This is a genomic window from Mesorhizobium sp. M8A.F.Ca.ET.161.01.1.1 (assembly GCF_004792105.1).
GTDB lineage: Bacteria > Pseudomonadota > Alphaproteobacteria > Rhizobiales > Rhizobiaceae > Mesorhizobium.
In genome coordinates this window covers 235778-257564 of record NZ_SRTD01000003.1, presented here as the reverse complement: position 1 = coordinate 257564, position 21787 = coordinate 235778, and the positions used below count along the sequence as shown (strand labels likewise).

20 protein-coding genes and 1 other RNA gene are annotated in these 21787 nt (G+C 63.9%); 15 read left to right on the top strand and 6 right to left on the bottom strand.

Annotated elements, in window-relative coordinates:
- Positions 1-168 precede the first annotated feature (168 nt).
- A complete protein-coding gene (locus EN804_RS09900) occupies positions 169-969 on the bottom strand; it encodes a GH25 family lysozyme (protein ID WP_127871699.1) in 801 nt (266 codons plus the stop codon).
- Between the two features lie 287 nt (positions 970-1256).
- Between EN804_RS09900 and EN804_RS09895 the strand changes: the two genes are divergently transcribed.
- Positions 1257-2636: a serine hydrolase gene (locus EN804_RS09895; protein WP_127871698.1), complete on the top strand. Its 1380-nt coding sequence runs from the start codon at positions 1257-1259 to the stop codon at positions 2634-2636.
- Here the strand turns inward: EN804_RS09895 and EN804_RS09890 are convergent, their stop codons facing one another.
- The 3 genes from EN804_RS09890 to EN804_RS09880 are packed head-to-tail and all read right to left on the bottom strand — an operon-like array spanning position 2637 to position 8394.
- Positions 2637-3320, bottom strand: coding sequence for a class I SAM-dependent methyltransferase (locus EN804_RS09890; protein ID WP_127871697.1), 684 nt, complete (start codon positions 3318-3320; stop codon positions 2637-2639).
- Positions 3317-4615, bottom strand: coding sequence for a DUF3419 family protein (locus EN804_RS09885; protein ID WP_135919281.1), 1299 nt, complete (start codon positions 4613-4615; stop codon positions 3317-3319). The genes EN804_RS09890 and EN804_RS09885 overlap by 4 nt, the downstream gene beginning before the upstream one ends.
- Positions 4616-4647: 32 nt before the next feature.
- Positions 4648-8394, bottom strand: a complete 3747-nt coding sequence (locus EN804_RS09880) for a hydantoinase B/oxoprolinase family protein (protein ID WP_135919280.1) — start codon at positions 8392-8394, stop codon at positions 4648-4650.
- Between the two features lie 185 nt (positions 8395-8579).
- On the opposite strand from EN804_RS09880, the gene EN804_RS09875 reads away from it, so the two are divergent.
- The 3 genes from EN804_RS09875 to EN804_RS09865 all read left to right on the top strand — a co-directional run bounded on the left by EN804_RS09875 (position 8580) and on the right by EN804_RS09865 (position 10420).
- Positions 8580-8786, top strand: coding sequence for a hypothetical protein (locus EN804_RS09875; RefSeq protein WP_127275804.1), 207 nt, complete (start codon positions 8580-8582; stop codon positions 8784-8786).
- Positions 8787-8948: 162 nt separating this feature from the next.
- A complete protein-coding gene (locus EN804_RS09870) occupies positions 8949-9668 on the top strand; it encodes a DnaJ family molecular chaperone (RefSeq protein ID WP_127275803.1) in 720 nt (239 codons plus the stop codon).
- Positions 9665-10420: an N-acetylmuramoyl-L-alanine amidase gene (locus tag EN804_RS09865; protein ID WP_127871694.1), complete on the top strand. Its 756-nt coding sequence runs from the start codon at positions 9665-9667 to the stop codon at positions 10418-10420. The genes EN804_RS09870 and EN804_RS09865 overlap by 4 nt, the downstream gene beginning before the upstream one ends.
- Before the next feature lie 207 nt (positions 10421-10627).
- Here EN804_RS09865 and EN804_RS37955 read toward each other — a convergent pair whose 3' ends face one another.
- Positions 10628-10846, bottom strand: coding sequence for a hypothetical protein (locus EN804_RS37955; RefSeq protein WP_245511759.1), 219 nt, complete (start codon positions 10844-10846; stop codon positions 10628-10630).
- Between EN804_RS37955 and EN804_RS09860 the strand changes: the two genes are divergently transcribed.
- From EN804_RS09860 to EN804_RS09845, 4 genes are all read left to right on the top strand, one after another.
- A complete protein-coding gene (locus EN804_RS09860; protein ID WP_245464245.1) occupies positions 10767-11351 on the top strand; it encodes a transglycosylase SLT domain-containing protein in 585 nt (194 codons plus the stop codon). The genes EN804_RS37955 and EN804_RS09860 overlap by 80 nt on opposite strands.
- Before the next feature lie 65 nt (positions 11352-11416).
- Positions 11417-11816, top strand: an RNA gene (gene rnpB, locus EN804_RS09855) — RNase P RNA component class A.
- Positions 11817-11994: 178 nt separating this feature from the next.
- Positions 11995-12270 carry a type II toxin-antitoxin system ParD family antitoxin gene (locus tag EN804_RS09850; protein ID WP_135919279.1) on the top strand — a complete coding sequence of 92 codons (276 nt, stop codon included), beginning with the start codon at positions 11995-11997 and terminating at the stop codon, positions 12268-12270.
- Entirely contained in the window at positions 12267-12587 is a 321-nt protein-coding gene (locus EN804_RS09845) for a type II toxin-antitoxin system RelE/ParE family toxin (protein WP_348642041.1), read from the top strand. The genes EN804_RS09850 and EN804_RS09845 overlap by 4 nt, the downstream gene beginning before the upstream one ends.
- On the opposite strand, the gene EN804_RS09840 is transcribed toward EN804_RS09845, so the two are convergent.
- The gene (locus tag EN804_RS09840) at positions 12577-13692 is read right to left on the bottom strand and encodes a cystathionine gamma-lyase (RefSeq protein ID WP_135919278.1); all 1116 of its coding nucleotides are present in this window, start codon (positions 13690-13692) and stop codon (positions 12577-12579) included. The genes EN804_RS09845 and EN804_RS09840 overlap by 11 nt on opposite strands.
- Before the next feature lie 407 nt (positions 13693-14099).
- On the opposite strand from EN804_RS09840, the gene mraZ reads away from it, so the two are divergent.
- From mraZ to mraY, 7 genes are read left to right on the top strand one after another with little or no spacing between them, the layout of a single operon-like run.
- Positions 14100-14573, top strand: a complete 474-nt coding sequence (gene mraZ, locus EN804_RS09835) for a division/cell wall cluster transcriptional repressor MraZ (protein WP_127275798.1) — start codon at positions 14100-14102, stop codon at positions 14571-14573.
- Positions 14570-15586, top strand: a complete 1017-nt coding sequence (gene rsmH, locus EN804_RS09830) for a 16S rRNA (cytosine(1402)-N(4))-methyltransferase RsmH (protein ID WP_135866365.1) — start codon at positions 14570-14572, stop codon at positions 15584-15586. Before mraZ ends, rsmH begins: the two co-directional genes overlap by 4 nt.
- A gap of 4 nt (positions 15587-15590) precedes the next feature.
- Positions 15591-15986, top strand: a complete 396-nt coding sequence (locus EN804_RS09825; protein ID WP_127275796.1) for a hypothetical protein — start codon at positions 15591-15593, stop codon at positions 15984-15986.
- Entirely contained in the window at positions 15983-17707 is a 1725-nt protein-coding gene (locus tag EN804_RS09820) for a penicillin-binding protein 2 (protein WP_127275795.1), read from the top strand. Before EN804_RS09825 ends, EN804_RS09820 begins: the two co-directional genes overlap by 4 nt.
- A gap of 54 nt (positions 17708-17761) precedes the next feature.
- Entirely contained in the window at positions 17762-19216 is a 1455-nt protein-coding gene (locus EN804_RS09815; protein WP_135919277.1) for a UDP-N-acetylmuramoyl-L-alanyl-D-glutamate--2,6-diaminopimelate ligase, read from the top strand.
- Entirely contained in the window at positions 19213-20685 is a 1473-nt protein-coding gene (locus tag EN804_RS09810; protein WP_135919276.1) for a UDP-N-acetylmuramoylalanyl-D-glutamyl-2,6-diaminopimelate--D-alanyl-D-alanine ligase, read from the top strand. The genes EN804_RS09815 and EN804_RS09810 overlap by 4 nt, the downstream gene beginning before the upstream one ends.
- 17 nt (positions 20686-20702) lie before the next feature.
- On the top strand, positions 20703-21785 hold the full coding sequence (mraY, locus tag EN804_RS09805; protein WP_015317207.1) for a phospho-N-acetylmuramoyl-pentapeptide-transferase: 1083 nt from the start codon (positions 20703-20705) through the stop codon (positions 21783-21785).
- Positions 21786-21787: the final 2 nt, after the last annotated feature.

Here is a 21787-nt window from a genome sequence, read left to right as displayed (position 1 = left end):
TCTTCTGCGGTGGCCCTTCTTCCAGACGGCTTCGCTGCCGTTGCCACGGTGTCAACGGGTCTTCTGCGGCAGTCACCATTCCAGCCGGCCCCGCTACCGTTGCCACGGTGTCAACGGGTCTTCTGCGGCGGCCCTATTCCTGGTGTCTTCGCAGCCTTTGCTACGGGGTCAGCGTGTGTTCTGCCGCAGCCATTTGTTCCAGGCGGCTTCCGAGCCGTTGAAGACGTTGATGTCGGACTTGCCGGTCATGCCGGGAACGATGCCGGTTCCGGTGTATTGCCAGAAGGTGAAGGGGTGGCTGCCATATTTCTCGCGCGGGTGGCCGGCGACGGAACGCAGCCAGTAGGGATAGCCACGGAAGGTCGACAGTTCGTTGTCATCAAAGAAATCGACCGAGGTGTAGATGATCGGCTTCTTGCCGTAATGCCGCTCGACGATTTCGAGGAAGGTGGTCATCTCAGCGCGCACCGTGGCCGGGTCGGGGCGCAGGCGGCAGGTCGGCGATTTCGGGTTCCATTCCATGTCGAGAACCGGCGGCATGGCGGAGCGGTCGACAGGCACGTTCTGGATGAACCAGCGCGCCTGCTGGGCCGCCGGAGTGCAGAAATAGAAGAAATGATAGGCAGCGCGCGGAACGCCGGCGGCTCTGGTGCGCGCCCAGTGCTCGCTGAAATATTCATCGAAGCGGTCGCCGCCCTCGGTCGCCTTGATGAAGGCGAAGGAAATGCCGCTGGCCCTGGCCGTCGGCCAGTCGACCGAGGTCTGGTATTTGGAGACGTCGGTGCCGTGGATGGCATAGTTCCACGGCGCGCCGCTGTCCCACTCATGCGGCTTGGAATCGGCAAAGCGCGGCGCGCGCACGGCCACCGTCGGACTGCTCGATGCGGACGGCGACAGCGGCGAGAGATCGTCCGCGGTCGAGCAGGCGCCGAGCAGCGTCAGCATGAAAAGGACCGCAAGACGGCGCATCGCAACTTCCAAGCCGGAATCAGCCGGTCGCTGATGGGTCTGTGCACCGATGGCCGAAGTTGGTCTGGCCCCCTCCAGGCGGTCGCCCCACGCATCGCCCAGCATAGTCGTTTTTCGTGCATGTCGTCGTCCCAAAACCGCTGCGCACTTCTGGGCGACATGCATCCCTGTGATCGCCGATCATGGTTGATAATCCGTTGATGGCGCTCGACAAGAGCACCGATTTTGCGGAAGCAATGGCGGCAAATCGATGACATAAGGTCAGGCGAGCGCCTGGGAGGCAATGGATGCGGTTCGTCGTCAAGATCGTCAAATGGCTGCTTGGCCTGATCGTGCTGGCGGTCGCCGCGCTGTTTGCCTGGCTCTATATCGCGCCGCCGGAACTCATCCGCGTCGGCTCGGGCTATTCGGCCAAGATCGTCTGCTCCAACGTCTTCATCGCCGGCCGCGACGCCAATGAGGTGCTGGCCGTCGATGTGCAGGCGCCCGGCCATCCGCTGCTACGGCTGATGCGGGTCTCCGTCGACAAGAACCGGGGGACGGTTTCGGCCGGCCTGCTCGGCTTCCTCGGCAAGAGCGAGGCGGTCGCCCGCGACGGGCTGGGCTGCGCCTCGGTTCCGGACGGCGATGTCGGCAAGGCGCGGCGCACGACGGTCCATGCCGAACCCGCGGCGACAAACCAGGATGCGCCGTGGCCGGAGGGCGAACGGGTCGATGCATCGCAGAATCCAGAGGTCTCGAAGGTCGTCGGCGACGATGCCATGGCCGGCGCCGGCATGCGCGCGATCGTCGTGGTCAAGAACGGACGGGTGGTCGCGGAGCGCTATGGCGACGGCTTTTCGGCCAAGACGCCTCTGCTCGGCTGGTCGATGACCAAGACGGTCAACGCCGCCATCGTCGGCACGCTGATCAAGGACGGCAAGATGGCGGTCGACAACAAGGGCCTGTTTACGCCTTGGAAGGCGGACGGTCGCGCCGCGATCAGCCTTGCCGACATGATGGCGATGTCGAGCGGGCTGGAATTCAACGAGGACTATGGCGACGTCGCCGATGTGACGCGCATGCTCTATCTCGAACCCGACATGGCGGGTTTTGCCCAATCAAAGCCGCTGGCGGGCGAGGTCGGCAAGGTGTTCTCCTATTCGAGCGGCACGGCGGTGATGCTGTCGCGCCTCTGGCAGGACGCCATCGGCGACAAGGCCAAGGCATTGACGTGGCCGCGCACGGCGCTGTTCGAGCCGCTCGGCATGCACAGCGCGGTGTTGGAGACCGACGAGCAGGGCACTTTCGTCGGCTCGTCCTATCTCTACGCCACGGCACATGACTGGGCGCGCTTCGGCCAGTTCCTGCTGCAAGGCGGGGTTTGGAACGGCAACCAGGTCCTGCCGGCCGGCTTCGTCGACTGGATGCGCGAGCCGGCATCCGCCTCGAAAGTCTACGGCAAGGGCCAGTTGTGGATCGAAGCGCCGGGCGATGAAGAGAACCCCGGTGCCGGCGTCGCCGCCGGCCTGCCCAGGGACACTTACTGGATGGAAGGCCATGACGGGCAGACGGTCGCCATCATCCCGTCCGAGCAATTGGTCGTGGTGAGGCTCGGGCTAACGCCGGCCAAACTCAACTATCGCCCGCGGGCGATGGTGGGGGCGCTGGTGAAGGCGCTGCACTAGCTAGCTGTGTGGCCCAATCACCGCCAGCCAGGCATAGCCACGATAAAGCGTGCGAAAACGGAAGGTTGCGCCGGTTCGCTCGGCCTGCGATTCCAGAACATCACGCAGGGATTCGCGTGGCGTGACGTGGAATTTCTTCAGCCAGCCGCGCAGCAACGCGCGGAACCACCCCGGCAGACCTTCCTGATGGCCGAAATCGACTATGTGCAGCGAGCCCGTCGGGGCCAGCGCGGCAAGTGCTGCAGAGACCGTCTTCTCCCAGCCCGGGATCATCGACAGCGAATAGGAGACGAAGACCCGGTCGAAGCTGCCCTTGCCGAATAGCGCCTTGGCGTCGAAATCGGTGGCGTCGCCCCTTGCCAGCATGACCCGGTCCGACAGGCCTTCGCGGTCGATCGCCTTGCCTGCCGTTTCCAGCATTTCGGCCGAAATATCCAGGCCGAAGAAGCGGGCATCGGGATAGGCGCGGGCAGCGAGGATGATGTTGCGCCCGGTTCCGCAGCCGAGTTCCAGCACGGTGCCGCCGACCGGTACATCCAGCCCCGATATCAGCTTGTCGCGGCCAAGCAGGTAATATTTGCGGGTCAGGTCGTAGATGTGGCGTTGCCAGCGGTAGACGCCGTCCATCAGTTCGGCATGGTTAGCCTTGAATTCGGGGCTGGCCGGCAGTTCCGTCGTGCTCATGCCGGGCGCTTCACATAGAGGTGGAAGCCGCCATAGATGGCGGAGCGGTCGCGAGCCGAGAATTCGCGCGATGCTTGGTCCTGATAGTCCCACTGATCGAGCAGCGAAGTCGAGACGCGCCCCGGCAACAGACTGGGCTCGGCGGCGGTACGGAAGATGACGCGGGCGCCGGCCGAGGCGGTCCGGGTGATTTCCGACCACAACGCATTGAGCTGGTCGTCGGTCATCCAGTCCTGCGCATCGAGCAGGATGAAGCGGTCGACGGCGCCTGCATCCTTGCCGGCGAGGAATTCGATCAGGTTGGCATGGTGGATGGAGACGCGGTCTATATTGCCGCGGATGGTCTGGTAGTTCTGCTTTTCGAGATAGGCGGGCAGGGCGGCCTCGCCTGGTTCCGGGTAGCGGCGGGCGAAAGCCTGCCAGGCGAAGTAATTGTTTTCCAGGGGGAAATCGCAGGCGAGCTTTTCCAGCCGGGCCTTCAGCACGCTGGCCATGGTGCCGTCGCCGGAGGTGATCAGCGAATCATACTGCGCCGGTGGGATGCCGAGACCGAACAGCGAGGCTTTTCGCGAGGTCGCCCATTTCAGAAGCTTCTTGTCGAAGACCGGCGCCAGTTCCTCGTTGAAGAAGCGGCGCTGTTCGCCGATGTTCCTGGCTTCCATCATGCGGGCCGGGTTGACGCCGAAGAATTTCGCCGTGCGGTGGCCCATGGCGATGAACAGGCCAAGCAAGCCGGTCTGGTAGAAATTACGATCGAAAACGCCGATGCGCCTGTTGCCGCGCCAGTTGCGGCGCTCCCAGTAATGGCGGCTGACCGGATCGAGATGCGGGGCGATGAAGCGGTCGTAGGCTTCGGAATTGTGACTTGTGTCCGCCGCACCGAAGAAACGGAACAGATCGCCTTGCGATGGCAGATGGCGAACCGCCTCCAGCTTCATGCGGTTCAGCGCGATGTGGGCGGCGTTGAGGTCGACGGCGTCGATCCGTGCCGGCGAGCGGGTGAGATAGGCCAGGATGTTGCAGCCGCCCGAGGCGATGGTGACGAGGCGGTGGCCCTGGCCGAGCTGCATCGCGTCCATGTCGACATCGGGGTCTTCCCAGATCTGCGGATAGACGAGACCGGAAAACAGGAAGGCGAACAGTCGCTCCGAGATGCCGGCTTTCGAAAGCGCGCGGTTCTGGTAGACGGCTTTTCCAACTTCCTTGCCGCGGCGAAAAACCAGATCCGAGGAGACGTCCGTCATGGCAAAGTGATTCCCCATTTGCTTTGGCGCAAGCGGGTAACGCAGGGTCATGACAGGCCGGTGACAGCCTGTTGACGCCTTTCTTACAACTTACCGAACCCGCCGGGCGTCGGCGTCGTCACAATGACGGCTTCGCCAGCGTCGAGCACGGTCTGGTCGCAAGCCTTCAGCGTCTCAACAGTGCCGTCGTTGCGGCGCACCTTGGTCGAGCCGGTCTCGCCGTCGCCGCCGCCGTCCAGTCCTTCCGGCGGGCGGTTGCGGTGCGAGGACAGGATCGCGCATTCCATCTTCTCGAGGAAGCGGATGGTGCGTTTGGTGCCGTCGCCGGCATTCCATTTGCCCTTGCCGCCGGAACCCTGGCGAATGTGAAAATCCTCCAGCACCACGGGGAAACGCAACTCCAGCACCTCCGGGTCGGTGAGGCGCGAATTGGTCATGTGGGTGTGGACGCCGGAGGTGCCGGCAAAGCCGCGACCGGAGTTCATCTGGCCGGCCGGCGAGCCGGAGCAGATCGTCTCGTAATACTGGTACTGCTTGTTGCCGAAAGTCAGGTTGTTCATCGTGCCCTGCGCATTGGCCATCGCGCCCATGGCGCCGAACAGAGCGTTGGTCACGTGCTGCGAAGTCTCGACATTGCCGGCGACGACGGCGGCGGGGTAGGTGGGCTTGAGCATGCAGCCGTCGGGAATGACGATGTTGATCGGCCTGAGGCACCCGGCATTCATCGGGATCATGTCCTCGACCATGACACGGAAGGCATAGAGCACGGCGGCACGGGCGACCGGCTCGGGCGCGTTGAAATTGTTCTTCATGACAGGCGACGTGCCGGTGAAGTCGACAGTCGCCTCACGCTTTTGCCGGTCGACCGTGATCTTCACCTTGATGACCTGACCGGTATCGGTCGGATATTCATAATCCGACGTGTCCGGCAGCCGTTCCAGCACGCGGCGCACGCTTTCGGCGGCATTGTCCTGGACATGGCCCATATAGGCCTCGACGACGTCGAGACCGAAATGCGCGACCATCTTGCGCAGCTCCGCCACGCCCTTCTCGTTGGCTGCGATCTGCGCTTTCAGGTCAGCGATGTTCTGGTGCGGATTGCGGGCCGGATAGCGATGCTCGGTGAGCAGCGTATGCAGCTCCGTCTCGCGGAATTTTCCGCGGTCGACGACGCGGAAATTGTCGAACAGCACGCCTTCCTCGTCGACCGTGGTGGCGAGCGGCGTCATCGAGCCGGGGGCGGTGCCGCCAATGTCGGCATGATGGCCGCGCGAGGCCGTCCAGAAGAGGATATTCTTCTGGGCGTCATCGAAGACCGGCGTTACCACGGTGATGTCGGGCAGATGCGTGCCGCCATTATAGGGGGCGTTCAAGGCAAAGACGTCGCCGGCATGGATGTCGCCGGAGTTTAGCCGGATGATGGTCTCGACCGAACGGTCCATCGAGCCGAGATGCACCGGCATGTGCGGCGCATTGGCGACCAGCGCCCCGGTGTGGTCGAAGACGGCGCAGGAGAAATCCAGCCTTTCCTTGATGTTGACGGAATAGGCGGTGTTCTGCAGCGTCACGCCCATCTGCTCGGCGATCGACATGAACAGATTGTTGAAGACTTCGAGCATCACCGGATCGGCTTGCGTGCCAAGGGCGGCGGCGCGCGCTTTCCTTTCCGCGCGGCGGATGACGACGTGATTGAGGTTGGTGATTTCGGCTTGCCAACCCGGCTCGACGACGATCGTCTGGTTCGGCTCGATGATCAAGGCGGGGCCTGCGACCAGACTGGACGGCCTGAGGTTCTCGCGACGGTAGACGCCAGCTTCATGCCACTGGCCTTCCGTGTAGATGCGGCGGGTCTCGGAAGCGGCTGAGTAGACCCTTGCAGGTCCGCCCGGCGCATAGGCTTCGGCGGTCGTCTGGCCGGTTTCGGTGCCTTCGACGCCGACGGTCTCGACGATCATCGGCTTGTCGTCATAAACGAAGCCGAATTGCGCCTTGTGGGCGATTTCGAAATCGCGCCTGGCCTGGAAGATCGAGTCTGCCTCGAAGTTTACCGGCAGTGCCGTGTCTGTGCCGTCATAGCGGATGTGCAGGACCGGCCTGGTGGCGACCGAGTTCTCGGCGATGCCTTGCGCCGCCAGCTCCGCGACCACGGCCTTTTTCAAGGTGGCGATGAGGCTGCCGATCTCCGCTCTGGATTCCTCGGCGAGCGGCTTGAGCAGCGCCTGCTGGCGTGAGGCAAAAACCGAGGCCAGCCCGATGCCATAGGCCGAAAGCAGGCCGGAGAACGGATGGATCAGCACTGCCTCCATGCCGAGTGCATCCGCGACCAGGCAGGCGTGCTGGCCGCCGGCGCCGCCAAAGCAGTTCAGCAGATATTCGGTGACGTCGTAGCCCCGCTGCACGGAAATCTTCTTGATCGCGTTGGCCATGTTCTCGACAGCGATCGTGACGAAGCCTTCGGCAACCGCTTCCGGCGGGCGGCCGTCGCCGATCCCGGCGGCAAGAGCCGCGAATTTCGCGCGCACGGCTTGCGCGTCGAGCGGCGCGTCCTGGCCGGGGCCGAAGATCGAGGGGAAGAAATCGGGCTGCAGCTTGCCGAGCATGACGTTGGCATCGGTGACGGCCAGCGGGCCGCCGCGCCGGTAGGCGGCCGGGCCGGGATTGGCGCCAGCGGAATCCGGTCCGACGCGGAAACGGCCGGCCTCGTAATGCAGGATCGAGCCGCCGCCGGCGGCGACGGTGTGGATGCGCATCATCGGCGCGCGGACGCGCACACCGGCGACCTCGGTGTCGAAGGCGCGCTCGTACTCGCCATCGTAGTGGGCAACGTCGGTGGAGGTGCCGCCCATGTCGAAGCCGATGACTTTTTCGAAGCCGGCGAGCTTGGCCGTCTCGACCATGCCGACGACGCCGCCGGCCGGACCCGACAGCAGCGCGTCCTTGCCCTGGAACATGTCGGCGGCGGTGAGACCGCCGGAAGACATCATGAACATCAGACGAGGCGGGGATTGGCTGATCTCCCCCCTTGTGGGGGAGATGCCCGGCAGGGCAGGCGCGACAGAACGAGACGTTGGCGGGGCAGCGCCCCCCTCTGTCGGCTTCGCCGACATCTCCCCCACGAGGGGGGGGATTGGCGCCGCGCCCAGTTCTCCCGCCACCCTTTGCACATAGCGCGACAGGATGGGCGACAGATAAGCATCCACCACCGCGGTGTCGCCGCGGCCGACCAGCTTGATCAGCGGCGAGACCTCGTGGCTGACCGAGACCTGGCCGAAACCAAGCTTGCGGCAGACCCTGGCCACCGCCTTCTCGTGATCGGGATATTTCCAGGCATGCATGAAGACGATGGCAACTGCATCGATGCCATCGGCTTTCGCTTGTTCTATGGCCGGCCGGCAAGCCGCGATATCGAGCAGCCGTTCGACGCGGCCGTCGGCGAGCACGCGCTCGTTGACCTCGATGACGCGCTCGTAGAGTTGCTCGGGAAGAATGATTTCCTTGGCGAAAATGTCGGGTCGCGCCTGGTAGGCTATCCCTAACGCATCGCGAAACCCCTTGGTGATGAGCAATAACACACGGTCGCCCTTGCGCTCCAGAAGGGCGTTGGTGGCCACCGTGGTTCCCATCTTGATGTCGCCGATCAGGCCGGACGGGATCGCGGCGGCCGGTCCAAGGCCGAGCAGGTCGCGGATGCCCTGAATGGCGGCATCGGCATAGGCTTCGGGATTCTCCGACAGCAGCTTGCGCGGATGCAGCCCGCCTTGCGGGTCACGGCCGATAATATCGGTAAAGGTGCCGCCGCGATCGATCCAGAAATCCCATTTGGCGGTCATGCGGTTGTCTCCGGTATTCCGTTGTCCGGTATCGTTGTTAAAGCGCCGAAGCGGCGGCAGCAATGTCGCCTGCATGCCATTGATGTTACAGGTGGAAACGCAACGTTACGAAACCCTTGGCCCGGTCATGCATTTTCCCTTCGACCGTTCACTGCAACGTGAGCGTGTGTTGAAGGAGAGATGTCATGAAAAAGCTCATTCTTGCGTCGGTTTCGGCGCTTGTTCTGCTTGGCGTCGCGGCATGCAGCGACAGCGGTACCGACAAGACCACGACCCAGAGCACCAATCCGCCGGCCGCCGAGCAGCCGATGAAGCCTGCGGCCCCGGCTGACAATTCGACCAAGCCTGCCGAGCCGGCTCCGGCAACGCCTGCTCCTGCGCCCGCGCAGTAGTTTGTAAGCAGTAAGTGTCTTGGGAGGAAGGCCGGCTTGATGTCGGCCTTTTTCTCGTAGGGGTGACTGTTGGAACCAGCAAAGCGCCCTTCGTTCGCAGGCCCCACGAGTTGGCCGTTATTGGCTTGATAGCGGGGACCGGTTGGCTCTATGAAGCTGACCATGTCGATTTGGGACCGCCTCGGCGACTTCATCACCCGGGTTTCGTCTTCAACCACGTCTGGCGTCGCCGACGTGGTCGAGGCTGTGCGCACGGTTTTCTCCGGCGACGCCGACCTGCGCCGCCGCGTCGCATTCTCGGTAGCGATGATCGCGCTTTCGGCCAAGATGGCCAAGGCCGACGGCATCGTCACCCAGGATGAGGTGCGCGCCTTCCAGGAAATCTTCGAAGTGCCGGCGAAAGAGACGCGCAATGTTGCGCGGCTGTTCGATCTCGCCCAGCGGGATGTGGCCGGTTTCGAAACCTATGCCGAGCGCATGGCGCAGATGTGCGGCTCCGGGCACTCCAATTGCGTGATGCTGGAAGACATACTCGACGGCCTGTTCCACATCGCCAAGGCCGACGGGCTGGTGCATGAGCGCGAAGGCATTTTCCTGCATCGTATCGCCGAGATCTTCCGCATCGACGAGGCGCACTACGAATCGATCATGGCGCGGCATGTCAATCTTGGCGCCGGCGACCCCTATGTCGTGCTCGGTATCGAGCGCGGCAAGCCGTTCGAGGAGGTCAGGAAGCGTTACCGCAAGCTGGTGTCCGACAACCACCCGGACCGGCTGATCGCGCGCGGACTGCCGCAGGAATTCATCAAGATCGCGACGACCAGGGTCGCGGCGATCAACGCCGCCTACGAGATGATCGAGCGGGGCCTGCGGCACGCATGAGCGGCTTCCTGCCCGACGAGCCGAGTGCCGAGGTCAGGGTATCGCCGAATTTCGGGCCAAGGCGCGACAGGCAGAAGCCCGACATGATCGTGCTGCACTATACGGGCATGGCGACCGGTATCGGGGCCGAAGCCTGGCTGTGCGATCCGGCGAGTGAAGTCTCGTCGCACTATCTCGTCCATGAGAATGGCCACATCGTGCAGATGGTCCGGGAAAGCGACCGAGCCTGGCATGCCGGCCAGAGTTCCTGGTTCGGACACACCGACATCAATTCCTGCTCGGTCGGCATCGAAATCGTCAATCCGGGCCATTCGCTGGGCTATCCCGGCTTTCCGCGACGCCAGATCAATGCGGTGATCAGGCTGTGCAAGGGGATTGCAGCACGGCATGCGATCGCCGCCGAGCGGGTGCTGGCGCATTCCGACGTGGCGCCTGGTCGCAAGATCGATCCTGGCGAGAAGTTTCCATGGGCCGTGCTGTTTAAGGCCGGTGTCGGTCATCTCGTGCCAGCGGCGCCCGTCAGGCGCGGAGCCGCGCTGAAGCCAGGCGACTACGGTGCCGATGTCGAGGCGCTGCAGTCGATGCTGTCGCTCTATGGCTATGGTGTCGAGATAACGGGCGTTTTCGACGATCGGACACGGATCGTCGTCGAGGCCTTCCAACGGCATTTCCGACCGCGCCGGGTCGACGGAGTTGCCGACGGCTCGACGATGCGCACGCTCCAGAGGCTGCTTGCCTCCGTCACGAGTTGACCTCACGTCAAGAGCCGGTCCAAGTAATCCTCCTCAGCCGTAAAGTTACAACCTGTCACTTAAAGTGACTTGCCCCGCCTTCATTGGCGCCAAATCGGGCTTCAAAGGGCCTTTCGTACAGTTTGTCGGACGTCCAGCCCCCGGGTGATCCGATATTGATCAAGCGATGCCGCGCGAAAGTCTTCGCGTGGTCCCAACAGAACAGGATCACATGCAGAAATTGACCGTTTTAACGGCAGCTCTTGCTGCCGGGGTAATGAGTTTTGCCTTCAGCGCGGCCGACGCCGCACCGTTAAGCCAGCGGGCCGACCAGGGTCTGGTCGCGACATCCGCCAAAGGCAAGGCCATTTCGGCCAAAAGCACCAAGAGTGCGAAGGCGACGACGAAGCAGGCTTCCGCGAAAGTGGAAAAGGCAAGCTGGACCAAGGCAAGGAAAACCCCCGCCAAAAGGCAGACGAAACGCGGCCGCAAGACCGTTGACATGACGACGACGGCATCGATCGGTCTCAGCAACGTCGCCGCGGCGACCGCGGCAGTGGCGAGCAGCGGCCAATATTCCGCGATTGTCGCCCGCTACGCGGCGAGCTACGGGGTTCCGGTGTCGCTGGCCCACGCCGTGATCAAGATCGAGAGCAACTATCGGCCGAACATGGTCGGCGGCGCCGGTGAGATCGGCCTGATGCAGATCAAGCCGGCAACCGCGCGGATGATGGGTTACAATGGGTCGGCCAAGGGCCTGTTCGATCCAGACACCAACATCAAATACGGCATGAAATACCTCGCCATGGCGCGCGACCTGGGTGGCGGCACGACCTGCGGCACGATCCTCAAATACAATGCCGGCCATGGCGCCACTCGCATGAACCCGGTTTCCGCGGCTTACTGCAGCAAGGTCAAGGTTCAGCTGGCGGCTGTCGGCGCGCCGGCTTGACGAGAACCGGTCACAATCGGCTTTTTCGGTTGCGTTTTGTGGTGTGAACCCCTTTATACGCCCTGCCAGCTGGCCGGGCGGCCGCACCCGCAAACGCCGAAAGGCCGCGGGTGAGGAAAGTCCGGGCTCCATGGAGACACGGTGCCGGTTAATGGCCGGCGGGGGCGACCCCAGGGAAAGTGCCACAGAAAGCAAACCGCCACGACTTTGTCGGGGTAAGGGTGAAAGGGTGGGGTAAGAGCCCACCGCGCGACTGGCAACAGGAGCGGCACGGTAAACCCCACCGGGAGCAAGACCGAATAGGGGCGGTGCGAGGGGAAACCCTCGAGGGCTGTTTCCGGCTCACCGTCCGGGTAGGTTGCGTGAGGCGCATGGCAACATGCGCCCAAGATGAATGGCCGCCACGTTCTCGCCTCGCAAGGGGCGAGGGCCATACAAAACCCGGCTTACAGGCCGGCTGGCAATTTTTCTCCATCATATATGGATTAAGTCTTTCGATATCAGAAGGTTGCGCCCTTGGGCGCAGCTTCTGATTCAAGGGCGCGGCGCTACTTTGCGTCGCCACGCCCAGAGATCTCCGCCGACTTCCTTGAAACTGGTGCGATTAAATCGTACCATCTCGGCTCATCATCGGGAGCCTATCATGGGTCAGGTGGACAAACGCAGCATCACGCTTTCGCCGGAACTGGCGCGGGCGGTCGACGATGTGGTCGCGGCTGGAGAATACGCCTCGGCGAGCGAGGTGATCCGCGATGCGTTGCGGCAATGGAAGGACCGCCGCGACCTGATGGGCTACACGGTCGAAGAACTGCGCAAGCTGGTGCAGGAGGGGATCGACAGCGGGCCGGGCCGCTTCGCGTCAATGGATGAAATCAAGGCCGAGGCCCGCAGGCGTTTGCGATCCCACGATGCGGCATGAATTTGCTGACCATCCAGCGAAGCGCGCGTGCGGAAGAAGATTTGGTTGCGATCTGGCTTCATATTGCGCGCGACAACGAGGTTGCAGCCGATCGGTTGCTTGATCGTTTCGAGGCGAGATGGCTACAGCTCGCAGCTTACCCCTTTTCAGGTGCGCCACGCGACGACATAGCACCGGTATTCGTCACCTGGTCGTCGGCGACTACCTCACCTTGTACCGAGTCGGTGCCGATGCCGTCGAAATCGTCCGTGTGCCGCATGGTCGGCGAAAGATCGAGGTCGATGATCTCAATCCCTGACGGTTCGCTCAGCCGCTGACCCTGTCCAGCGAGGCCTCGATCGCCTTCCAGAGTTCTTCCACCGGCTCGCAGCCGACCGACAGGCGTACGAAGCCAGCCGGCACCGCGTCGCCTCGCTTCAAACGCCGCTCGGCCGAGGTGTGGACGCCGCCGAAGGAGGTCGCGGCCTGCATCAATTCGCAGCCGTTGATGAAATCCTCGGCTTTCTGCTCGGAAGCGAGTTCGAAGGAGATGAGGAAGCCGAAGCGCTCCATCTGGGCGCGGGCAAGATTGTGCGAGGGATCGCCTTCCAGGCCGGGATAACGCAGGCCGCTGATCGCCCGATGGCCCTGCAGCCGCCGCGCGATCACTTCCGCCGATGAACACATGCGGTCGAAGCGCACGTCCAATGTTTCCAGGCCGCGATGCACCAGCCAGGCTTCGAACGGGCCGGGGATGCTGCCCGAGACCTCGCGCCAGCCGGTCACGGCGGCGATGATGTCCGCATTGCGGCTGGCGACATGACCGAACAGCACGTCGGAATGGCCATTGGGCGCCTTGGTGTCGGCGGCGACAACGATATCGGCACCATGATCGAGAGGGCGCTGGCCGAAGGGCGTCATCGTCGTGTTGTCGACCACCAGCAGCGCGCCCGCCTTGTGAACGGCTTCGGCGACAGCGGCGATATCGCAGATGTCCAGTCCCGGATTTGCGGGCGTTTCGACGAAGGCCAGGCGGTAACCCGCGAAGCCGCCGTCGAGGAAGGTCGATGTCGGCCTGACATCGTAGGTGACGCCGAGCGGCTTCAGGAAGCGATCGGCCAGCGCCCTGGTGGTGTGATAGCCGTCCGAAGGCAGCAGGATATGGTCGCCGGCCTTGAGCACGGCAAAGAATGCCGCCGAGATCGCCGCCATCCCCGAGGGAAAGCCGACGCAAGGCGCGTCTTCCAGATGGGACAACATGTGTTCGACGGCATCCCAGGTCGGGTTGCTGAAGCGGCCGTACTGGTTGAAGCCGGTGGCGTCGCCCGGTGCATGGAAGATGGCGGCCATGGTCAGCGGCAGGGGAATGGAATCGCCCATGGCGAACCCGCTGCGACGCAAATGGGGAAGGGCCGCAGCGCGCGACTTCGCAGTTTCAGGCATCGATTTCAAATCCCTTGGTGGTCGGTGAGATGGACGAGACGCTATGCCCGGCCGCGGTTTACGGCAAGGCGCCTCCAGTTGGGCCAGGCAGGCTCTAAACGCTTCGTTAGGCTTAATGGATCATAAAGACGAGGCGCGCTGTCAAAGCCTTTCTCGTCGGCGTGGCGCGCGTGTCTGAGAAGCCTATTCCCGTTGACGCCCATAGTGCCCCATGATATCCCATTTCGACATCAAAGCCTTCGTTCCGCGTCAGGGTAAAGCGTTCGCCAATCGGGCAGCCGCGGCGGCTGTGCGTTTGCCGGTTTTCGCCCCTGTGGACGAGGTGGGTGCGGGGCAGGCAACGCGCGGCGGTGGCGCGTGCGACACGATGAAGAGGGGTGCGGCGGCGCAAGCGGCTGTAACGTGTGATGGACCGGTTTCTGTCGAACACGGTGAGCAGGATCGATGCGAAGGGGCGGGTGTCCGTTCCCGCGCATTTTCGTGCCGTGGTGCAGAAGCGCGGCTATTCGGAACTCTACGCGCTGCGTTGCCTGGACCTGACGGCGATGGATGTCGGCGGGCTCGACCTGCTCGACCGCTACGAGCAGCGCATCGCCCGGGAAGACCCCTTCCTGCAGACGGCGGACGACATGTCGTTCTTCTGCCATGGCGACGGAGCGTTCCTGAAACTCGACCAGGACGGCCGCATAACCATGACCGATTTCATTCGCGAACATACCGGCATCTCGGCGGAAGTGGCCTTTGTCGGGCGCGGCAATTTCTTTCAGATCTGGGAGCCGGGACGGCTCGCGACCTACGGGGCGCAGGCGCGGGCCAGGCTTTTGCAGCTTCGGCAGGGGACGAAGGCTCACGAGGCCAAGGCTGGGGAGCGACCGGAATGATGGTGGGCCACGGCGATGATAACAACGCCGTTGGCGGATCGGTCCGCCACATTCCGGTCCTCCTTGGCGAAGTGCTGGAAGCGCTGGCGCCGGCGGAGGGCGACATCATCATCGACGGTACGTTCGGCGCCGGTGGCTATACGAAGGCCATCCTGGCGGCTGGCGCGTCCGTGGTTGCGATCGACCGCGATCCGGATGCCATCGCGGCCGGCCGCGACCTCGAGGCGCAGTCCGGCGGTCGGCTGAGGCTGGTGCAGGCGCCGTTCTCGACGCTCGACGAACACATCGACAGCGCCGATGGCGTCGTCCTCGACATCGGCGTCTCCTCGATGCAGATCGACCAGGCCGAGCGCGGCTTTTCCTTCCGCTTCGACGGCCCGCTCGACATGCGCATGGCGCAGGCGGGCCTGAGCGCCGCCGATGTCGTCAACAGTTTCAAGCCGGGCGACCTTGCCCGCATCTTCGGCTTCCTCGGAGAGGAGCGTCACGCCGGCCGTATCGCCCGCATGATCGAGGCGCGCCGGGAAAAACGGCCATTCGAGCGCACGCTGGAACTCGCCGACGCCATCGAGACGCATATCGGCCGCGCGCCGAAGGACAAGATCCATCCGGCGACCCGCGTTTTTCAAGCGCTGCGCATCTTCGTCAATGACGAGCTCGGTGAATTGGCCAAGGCGCTGTTCGCGGCCGAACGCGCGCTGAAGCCAGGCGGCCGACTTGTCGTGGTGACGTTCCATTCGCTTGAAGACCGCATCGTCAAGCGCTTCATCGCCGATCGCGCCGACGCCATGACCGGCTCGCGCCACATGCCGGAGGCGCAGGCGCGCACCGCGACTTTCCGCAAGGCTGGTGGCGGCGTGACGGCAGGCGACGCCGAGGTTGCGGCCAACCCACGCGCCCGCTCGGCCAGGCTGCGCGCGGCGGTCCGCACCGAGGCGCCGGCGCGCGGCGACGATTTTTCGATTTTCGGCCTTCCAAAGCTTCCCGGCATCGATCGGCCGGGGGAGAGGTAAGCACGTGTTTCGTACCAGCGACATTGTCCTGATCGCCGTCATGGTTTCGGCAGCGGCCCTGACCTACAAGGCCAAGCGCGAGGCCGAGGACCAGTTGGCGGCCGTGCAGAAGATCCATGCCGAGATACGCTTTGAGGAGGACACGATCGACCTGCTCAAGGCCGACTGGAGCCTGCTCACCCAGCCGTCGCGGCTGCAGAAGCTGGCCGAACTCTATAAGGCGCAGCTCGCATTGGAGCCGGTCAGTGGCCGGCAGATCGTGGGCCTGGGCGACCTGCCGGCCAAGGCGCTCGACATCCAGGACATCCTGAACGGGCGCCAGGGCGCCGTGGCCGACAATTCCGACAAGGCGCCCTCGGGCGACAAGGATCCCGTCGTCACCGGAGACATCGCCCAATGATCGGCAAACTGCTGAAGCGCTTCGCCACGGTAGGCCGCGCCAGGACAAGCGAGGACGGGTCGATCGTGGTCGAAGGCGCCCGCAAGGCGACCGGCGGCAAGGGCAAGGCCCGCATCGTGATGACGATGGCGGTGTTCTTCGGCATCTTCTCGACCATATCGGGGCGGCTGGTCTATCTCGGTTTCCAGACACCCGACCTGTCGGGCGGTCCGCAAAGCCGGGTGACGGCGTCACGTCCCGACATTGTCGATCGCAACGGTGAAGTTCTGGCCACCGACATCAAGACGGCGTCGCTGTTCGCCGAGCCGCGCCGCATCGTCGATGCCGATGAGGCTATCGAGAAGCTGTCGACGGTGCTGCCCGAAATCGACTACGAGCAGACCTATCACAAGCTGAAGAGCGGCGCCGGCTTCGTCTGGCTGCAGCGGCAACTGACGCCCAAGCAGCAGGCCGACATCATGCAGCTCGGCATTCCCGGCTTTGGCTTCCGCACCGAAAAGCGCCGTTTTTATCCGAGCGGCGAGACCTCCTCCTACATCGTCGGCCTGACCAACATCGACAACCAGGGCATCTCCGGCATGGAGAAATATATCGATGAGCAGGGCCTGAGCGACCTGCAGGCGTCGGGCCTGGCGGTGGCGAAGGATCTCAGGCCGGTGAAGCTTTCGATCGATCTGCGCGTCCAGCATGTGGTGCGCGACGAGATCGCGGCCGGCCTGGAGCGCTATCGCGCCATGGGCGCTGGCGCCGTCGTGCTCAACGTCAAGACCGGCGAAGTGGTGGCCATGGCCTCGGTGCCGGATTTCGATCCGAACAATCCCTACAACGCGCAGGACAAGGACCGGCTTAATCGGATGTCGGCGGGGCTCTATGAGATGGGCTCGACCTTCAAGAGCTTCACCTCGGCCATGGCGCTCGATTCCGGCAAGGCGACGATGTCGAGCCGCTTCGACGCTTCGCATCCAATCCGGGTCGGCCACCAGGCCATTCACGATTTCCACGGCAAGAACCGTGTGCTGTCGCTGCCGGAGGTCTTCCTCTATTCGTCCAACATCGGGTCGGCCAGGGAGGCCGAGCTGGTCGGCATCGAGGCGCACCGCGAATTCCTGCATCGCCTCGGCATTCTGGAGAAGATGCAGACCGAACTGCCCGAAGTCGCCCGCCCGACCGAGCCGAAGGTGTGGAAGCAGGTCAATTCGTTCACCATCGCCTTCGGCCATGGCGTGTCGACGACGCCGCTGCAAGCGGCTGTCGGCTGCGCGGCGCTGGTCAATGGCGGCTTTCTGATGCAGCCTACATTTCTGGTCCGCAGCCAGGAGGATGCGATGGCGGCGGCCAAGAAAGTGGTTACCGAAAAGACCGTCGAGGGCATGCGCTACCTCTATTCGCTCAACGCCGAGAAGGGTTCGGCCAGAAATGCCCGGGTTCCCGGCTACCGCGTCGGCGGCAAGACCGGAACGGCCGAGAAGGTCATCAACGGCCGTTACTCGAAGGAATTGAATTTCAACACCTTTGTCGCCGCCTTCCCGATGGACGATCCGCAATATTTGGTGTTCACGATCGCCGACGCCCCGCATCCGGAAAAGCCTGGGATGACCGACGTCGCGGCCAACAATGCGGGGGTCATGGCCGGCAATATCATCAGGCGTGCAGCGGCCATGCTTGGCGTGAAGCCAGATTTCAGCCATGAAAATGGTGCAACGCTGGTTTCCTATCAGTGATTCTTGGGGCGCGCCGGCAACTGCGCGCTATTTTGTTGCGGTGAACGGGACTCGATGAAGCTCAAAGATCTAGCCGGTATCCTGCCAGTCGAAGGAACAGCTTCCGTCGATCTGGAGGTTACAGGCATCTCGTCCGATTCCCGCCAGGTGAAACCCGGCGTCGTCTTTTTCGCGCTTGCCGGAACCAAGGCCGATGGCGCGAGCTACGCCGCCGACGCGGCCCGACGTGGCGCTGCAGCGATCGTCACGGGCAAAGGCAGCGGCCTGGCCGATTTGCCGGTTCCGGTGCTGGCGGTCGATGATCCGCGCCTGGCACTGGCGTTGAGCGCCGCCCGCTATTTCGGCAGACAGCCGCAAACCATGGTCGCCGTGACCGGTACCAGTGGCAAGACGTCGGTCGCCGCCTTCACCCGGCAGATCTGGGAGCAGGCGGGATACGCCGCCGCCTCGATCGGCACCACCGGCGTGGTGGCACCCGGCCGCAACGAATATGGTTCGCTGACGACACCCGATCCGGTCGCCCTGCATCAGTTGCTGCGGGAATTGACGGATGCCGGCGTTACCCACGCCTCGATGGAGGCCTCCAGCCACGGGCTCGACCAGCGCCGCCTCGATGGGGTGAGGCTCTCGGCTGGCGGCTTCACCAATCTCGGCCGCGACCACATGGATTACCATCCGACGGTCGAGGATTATCACCGTGCCAAATTGCGCCTGTTCGACACGCTGCTGCCGAAGGGCGCACCGGCTATCGTCTTCGCCGACGATCCTTGGTCGGAACCCACGATAAAGGCAGCTCGGGCCGCCGGGCTCGACGTGCTGACGGTCGGCCGTCATGGCGATTTCCTCAGGCTGAAGCGGGTCGAGCATGAGCGTCATCGCCAGCGTGCCGAGGTCGAAGCCGACGGTGTGATCCACGAAATCGACCTGCCGCTCGCCGGCGATTTCCAGATCGCCAACGCGCTGGTTGCGGCGGGGCTTGCCATTTCCACCGGAACACCTGTCGCCAAGGCCTTGGGGGCATTGGAGAAATTGAAAGGCGCGCCGGGCAGGCTCGACCTCGTCGGTACCACGGCGAGCGGGGCTCCGGTCTATGTCGATTACGCCCACAAGCCGGATGCGCTGGAGAATGTGCTGGCCTCGGTGCGTCCGTTCACCACCGGTCGCGTGATGGTCGTGTTCGGCTGCGGCGGCGACCGTGACCGGGGCAAACGACCGATCATGGGCGAGATCGCGACCCGGCTCGCCGATGTCGTCATCGTCACCGACGACAATCCGCGCTCCGAAGTGCCCGAAAGCATCCGCGCCGCCATTCTTGCCGCGGCGCCCGGCGCCATCGAAATCGGTGACCGGCGCAAGGCAATCCACGAGGCTGTCCGCATGCTGCATGCCGGCGACACGCTGATCGTGGCCGGCAAGGGCCATGAGGAAGGCCAGACGATCGGCTCGGAAACCCTGCATTTCTCCGACCACGAGGAAGTGCGCGCCGCGCTCAGGGAGCGTGCCGCATGAGTTTGCTGTGGATTTCGGAAGCGCTGGTTGCCGCCACGGACGGGCGGCCGCTCGGCCCCATGCCCGAAGGTATATCGGGCATTTCGATCGACAGCCGCAGCCTGCAGCCGGGCGACGCCTTCTTTGCCATCAAGGGCGAGACGATGGACGGCCATGACTTCGTCACCGCGGCCATCAAGGCCGGCGCCGGCGTGCTGGTGGTGGCAGAAGGCAAGCTGCCCTCGCTTGGCCGGCTGACCGCGCCGATCATCGTCGTCGAGGACGTTCTGGTTGCGCTGGAAAAGCTCGGTGTCGCGTCGCGCGCCCGCTCGCAGGCCAAGATCATCGCGGTCACCGGTTCCGCGGGCAAAACCACCACCAAGGAGGCGCTGCGCCACGTGCTTTCGGCCGTCGGCAAGGTGCATGCCTCGGCGCAGTCGTTCAACAACCATTGGGGCGTGCCGCTGACCCTGGCGCGCATGCCCGATGACTGCGATTATGCCGTGTTCGAGATCGGCATGAACCATCCCGACGAGATCCGGCCGCTGGTGAAGATGGTGCGGCCGCATGTCGCCATCGTCACCATGATCGCGGCCGCGCATCTCGGCTTCTTCCGCAATCTGGACGAGATCGCCAGGGCCAAGGCCGAGATTTTTGAAGGGCTGGAACCCGAGGGCGCCGCAGTTCTCAACCGCGACGATGCGCGTTTCAAGCTGCTGGACAAGATGGCGCAAGCTGCCGGCGTCGAGCATGTCTATGGCTTCGGCGAGAATGCGCGCTCGACGTTCAAGCTGGTCAAGTGCGAGTTGCATGCCGACCATTCCGACATCGCCGCCAGGATCAGCGGCCACGATATGATCGCTCGTATCGGAGCGCCCGGCCGGCACATGGTGCAAAACGTGCTGGCGGTGCTGGGCGCCGCGCATCTGGTCGGCGCCGATCTCGACAAGGTGGCATTGGCGCTGGCCGATCTCTCCGCCGAGCGCGGGCGCGGCAAGCGCCATGTGCTGCGGCATCCCGGTGGCCCGACTTCGGGCCAGCCCGGTGGCGCGACGCACGGTGGCCCGATCACGCTGATCGACGAGAGCTACAACGCCAATCCGGCCTCGATGGCGGCCGCCATGGCGCTGCTCAACGCGACGCCGGTGACGGGCGAGGGCAGACGCATCGCCGTGCTTGGCGACATGCTGGAGCTCGGCGACCATTCGGCAAAGCTGCATGCCGCCCTTGCCGATCTCATCGTCGGCACGGGCACGCGGACAGTCTTTCTCGGCGGGCCGGAGATGCGGTCGCTGGCGGAAGCGCTGCCGGGCGATATCAGGACGGAATACCGCGCCGGCGTCGAGGAGTTGAAGCCGGTTCTGCTCGCCGCGCTAAGGCCGGGCGACGTGGTGATGATCAAATCGTCGAAGGGCATCGGTTTTGCAAAACTGGTCGATGCGCTGCTGGGCAAATTCCCGGCCGAGACGACAACCAGCAACCAGACCTAGTCGGGGGACGAAAGCGCATGTTCACACTGCTGGTCGATTTCGCGGACAAGGTCTCTGTCTTCAATGTCTTCCGCTACATCACGTTCCGCACCGGCGGGGCGCTGATCACCTCGGCGCTGATCGTCTTCATCTTCGGGCCGACCATCATCAATTCGCTGCGGCTCAGGCAAGGCAAGGGCCAACCGATCCGCGCCGACGGGCCGCAGACGCATTTCAAGAAGGCGGGTACGCCGACCATGGGCGGACTGATGATCCTGTCCGGCATCATCGGCTCGTCGCTTTTATGGGCGAACCTGTCCAGCATCTATGTCTGGGTGGTGCTGTTGGTGACACTCGGCTTCGGCTCGATCGGCTTTTATGACGACTACCTGAAGGTGACCAAGCAGTCGCATCTCGGCTTCTCCGGCAAGGCGCGGCTTGCGTTGGAATTCGTTATCGCCGGTATCGCCGCCTGGGCGATCATGCACAATGGCCAGGCGCCGTTCTCGTCGTCACTGACATTCCCCTTCGCCAAGGAATTCATCATCAACCTCGGCTGGTTCTTCATCCCGTTCTCCTGCTTCGTCATCGTCGGCGCCGGCAATGCGGTGAACCTGACCGACGGCCTCGACGGTCTGGCGATCGTGCCGATCATGATCGCGGCGGCGTCCTTCGGCGTCATCGCCTATCTCTCGGGCAACGCGGTCTTCGCTGAATACCTGCAGATCCATTTCGTGCCGGGCACCGGCGAACTGGCGGTCGTGCTTGGCGCGGTCATTGGCGCCGGCCTTGGCTTTCTCTGGTTCAACGCGCCGCCGGCGGCGATCTTCATGGGTGATACCGGGTCGCTCGCCATGGGTGGCCTGATCGGCACGGTCGCGGTCGCCACCAAGCACGAGATCGTGCTCGTCATCGTCGGCGGCTTGTTCGTGGTCGAGATCCTCTCGGTCATCATCCAGGTCGGCTACTTCAAGATGACCGGCAAGCGCGTGTTCCTGATGGCGCCGATCCATCATCATTTCGAAAAGCTCGGCTGGACCGAAAGCCAGGTGGTGATCCGCTTCTGGATCATCGCCGTCATCCTGGCGCTGGTCGGCCTCTCCACCCTCAAGCTCAGATAGGC

Bases quoted from the DNA above. Each gene is read 5' to 3' on its own strand.
- EN804_RS09900 (WP_127871699.1), bottom strand. From the start codon at position 969: ATGCGCCGTCTTGCGGTCCTTTTCATGCTGACGCTGCTCGGCGCCTGC.
- EN804_RS09895 (WP_127871698.1), top strand. From the start codon at position 1,257: ATGCGGTTCGTCGTCAAGATCGTCAAATGGCTGCTTGGCCTGATCGTG.
- EN804_RS09890 (WP_127871697.1), bottom strand. From the start codon at position 3,320: ATGAGCACGACGGAACTGCCGGCCAGCCCCGAATTCAAGGCTAACCAT.
- EN804_RS09885 (WP_135919281.1), bottom strand. From the start codon at position 4,615: ATGACCCTGCGTTACCCGCTTGCGCCAAAGCAAATGGGGAATCACTTT.
- EN804_RS09880 (WP_135919280.1), bottom strand. From the start codon at position 8,394: ATGACCGCCAAATGGGATTTCTGGATCGATCGCGGCGGCACCTTTACC.
- EN804_RS09875 (WP_127275804.1), top strand. From the start codon at position 8,580: ATGAAAAAGCTCATTCTTGCGTCGGTTTCGGCGCTTGTTCTGCTTGGC.
- EN804_RS09870 (WP_127275803.1), top strand. From the start codon at position 8,949: ATGTCGATTTGGGACCGCCTCGGCGACTTCATCACCCGGGTTTCGTCT.
- EN804_RS09865 (WP_127871694.1), top strand. From the start codon at position 9,665: ATGAGCGGCTTCCTGCCCGACGAGCCGAGTGCCGAGGTCAGGGTATCG.
- EN804_RS09850 (WP_135919279.1), top strand. From the start codon at position 11,995: ATGGGTCAGGTGGACAAACGCAGCATCACGCTTTCGCCGGAACTGGCG.
- EN804_RS09845 (WP_348642041.1), top strand. From the start codon at position 12,267: ATGAATTTGCTGACCATCCAGCGAAGCGCGCGTGCGGAAGAAGATTTG.
- EN804_RS09840 (WP_135919278.1), bottom strand. From the start codon at position 13,692: ATGCCTGAAACTGCGAAGTCGCGCGCTGCGGCCCTTCCCCATTTGCGT.
- mraZ (WP_127275798.1), top strand. From the start codon at position 14,100: ATGGACCGGTTTCTGTCGAACACGGTGAGCAGGATCGATGCGAAGGGG.
- rsmH (WP_135866365.1), top strand. From the start codon at position 14,570: ATGATGGTGGGCCACGGCGATGATAACAACGCCGTTGGCGGATCGGTC.
- EN804_RS09820 (WP_127275795.1), top strand. From the start codon at position 15,983: ATGATCGGCAAACTGCTGAAGCGCTTCGCCACGGTAGGCCGCGCCAGG.
- EN804_RS09815 (WP_135919277.1), top strand. From the start codon at position 17,762: ATGAAGCTCAAAGATCTAGCCGGTATCCTGCCAGTCGAAGGAACAGCT.
- EN804_RS09810 (WP_135919276.1), top strand. From the start codon at position 19,213: ATGAGTTTGCTGTGGATTTCGGAAGCGCTGGTTGCCGCCACGGACGGG.
- mraY (WP_015317207.1), top strand. From the start codon at position 20,703: ATGTTCACACTGCTGGTCGATTTCGCGGACAAGGTCTCTGTCTTCAAT.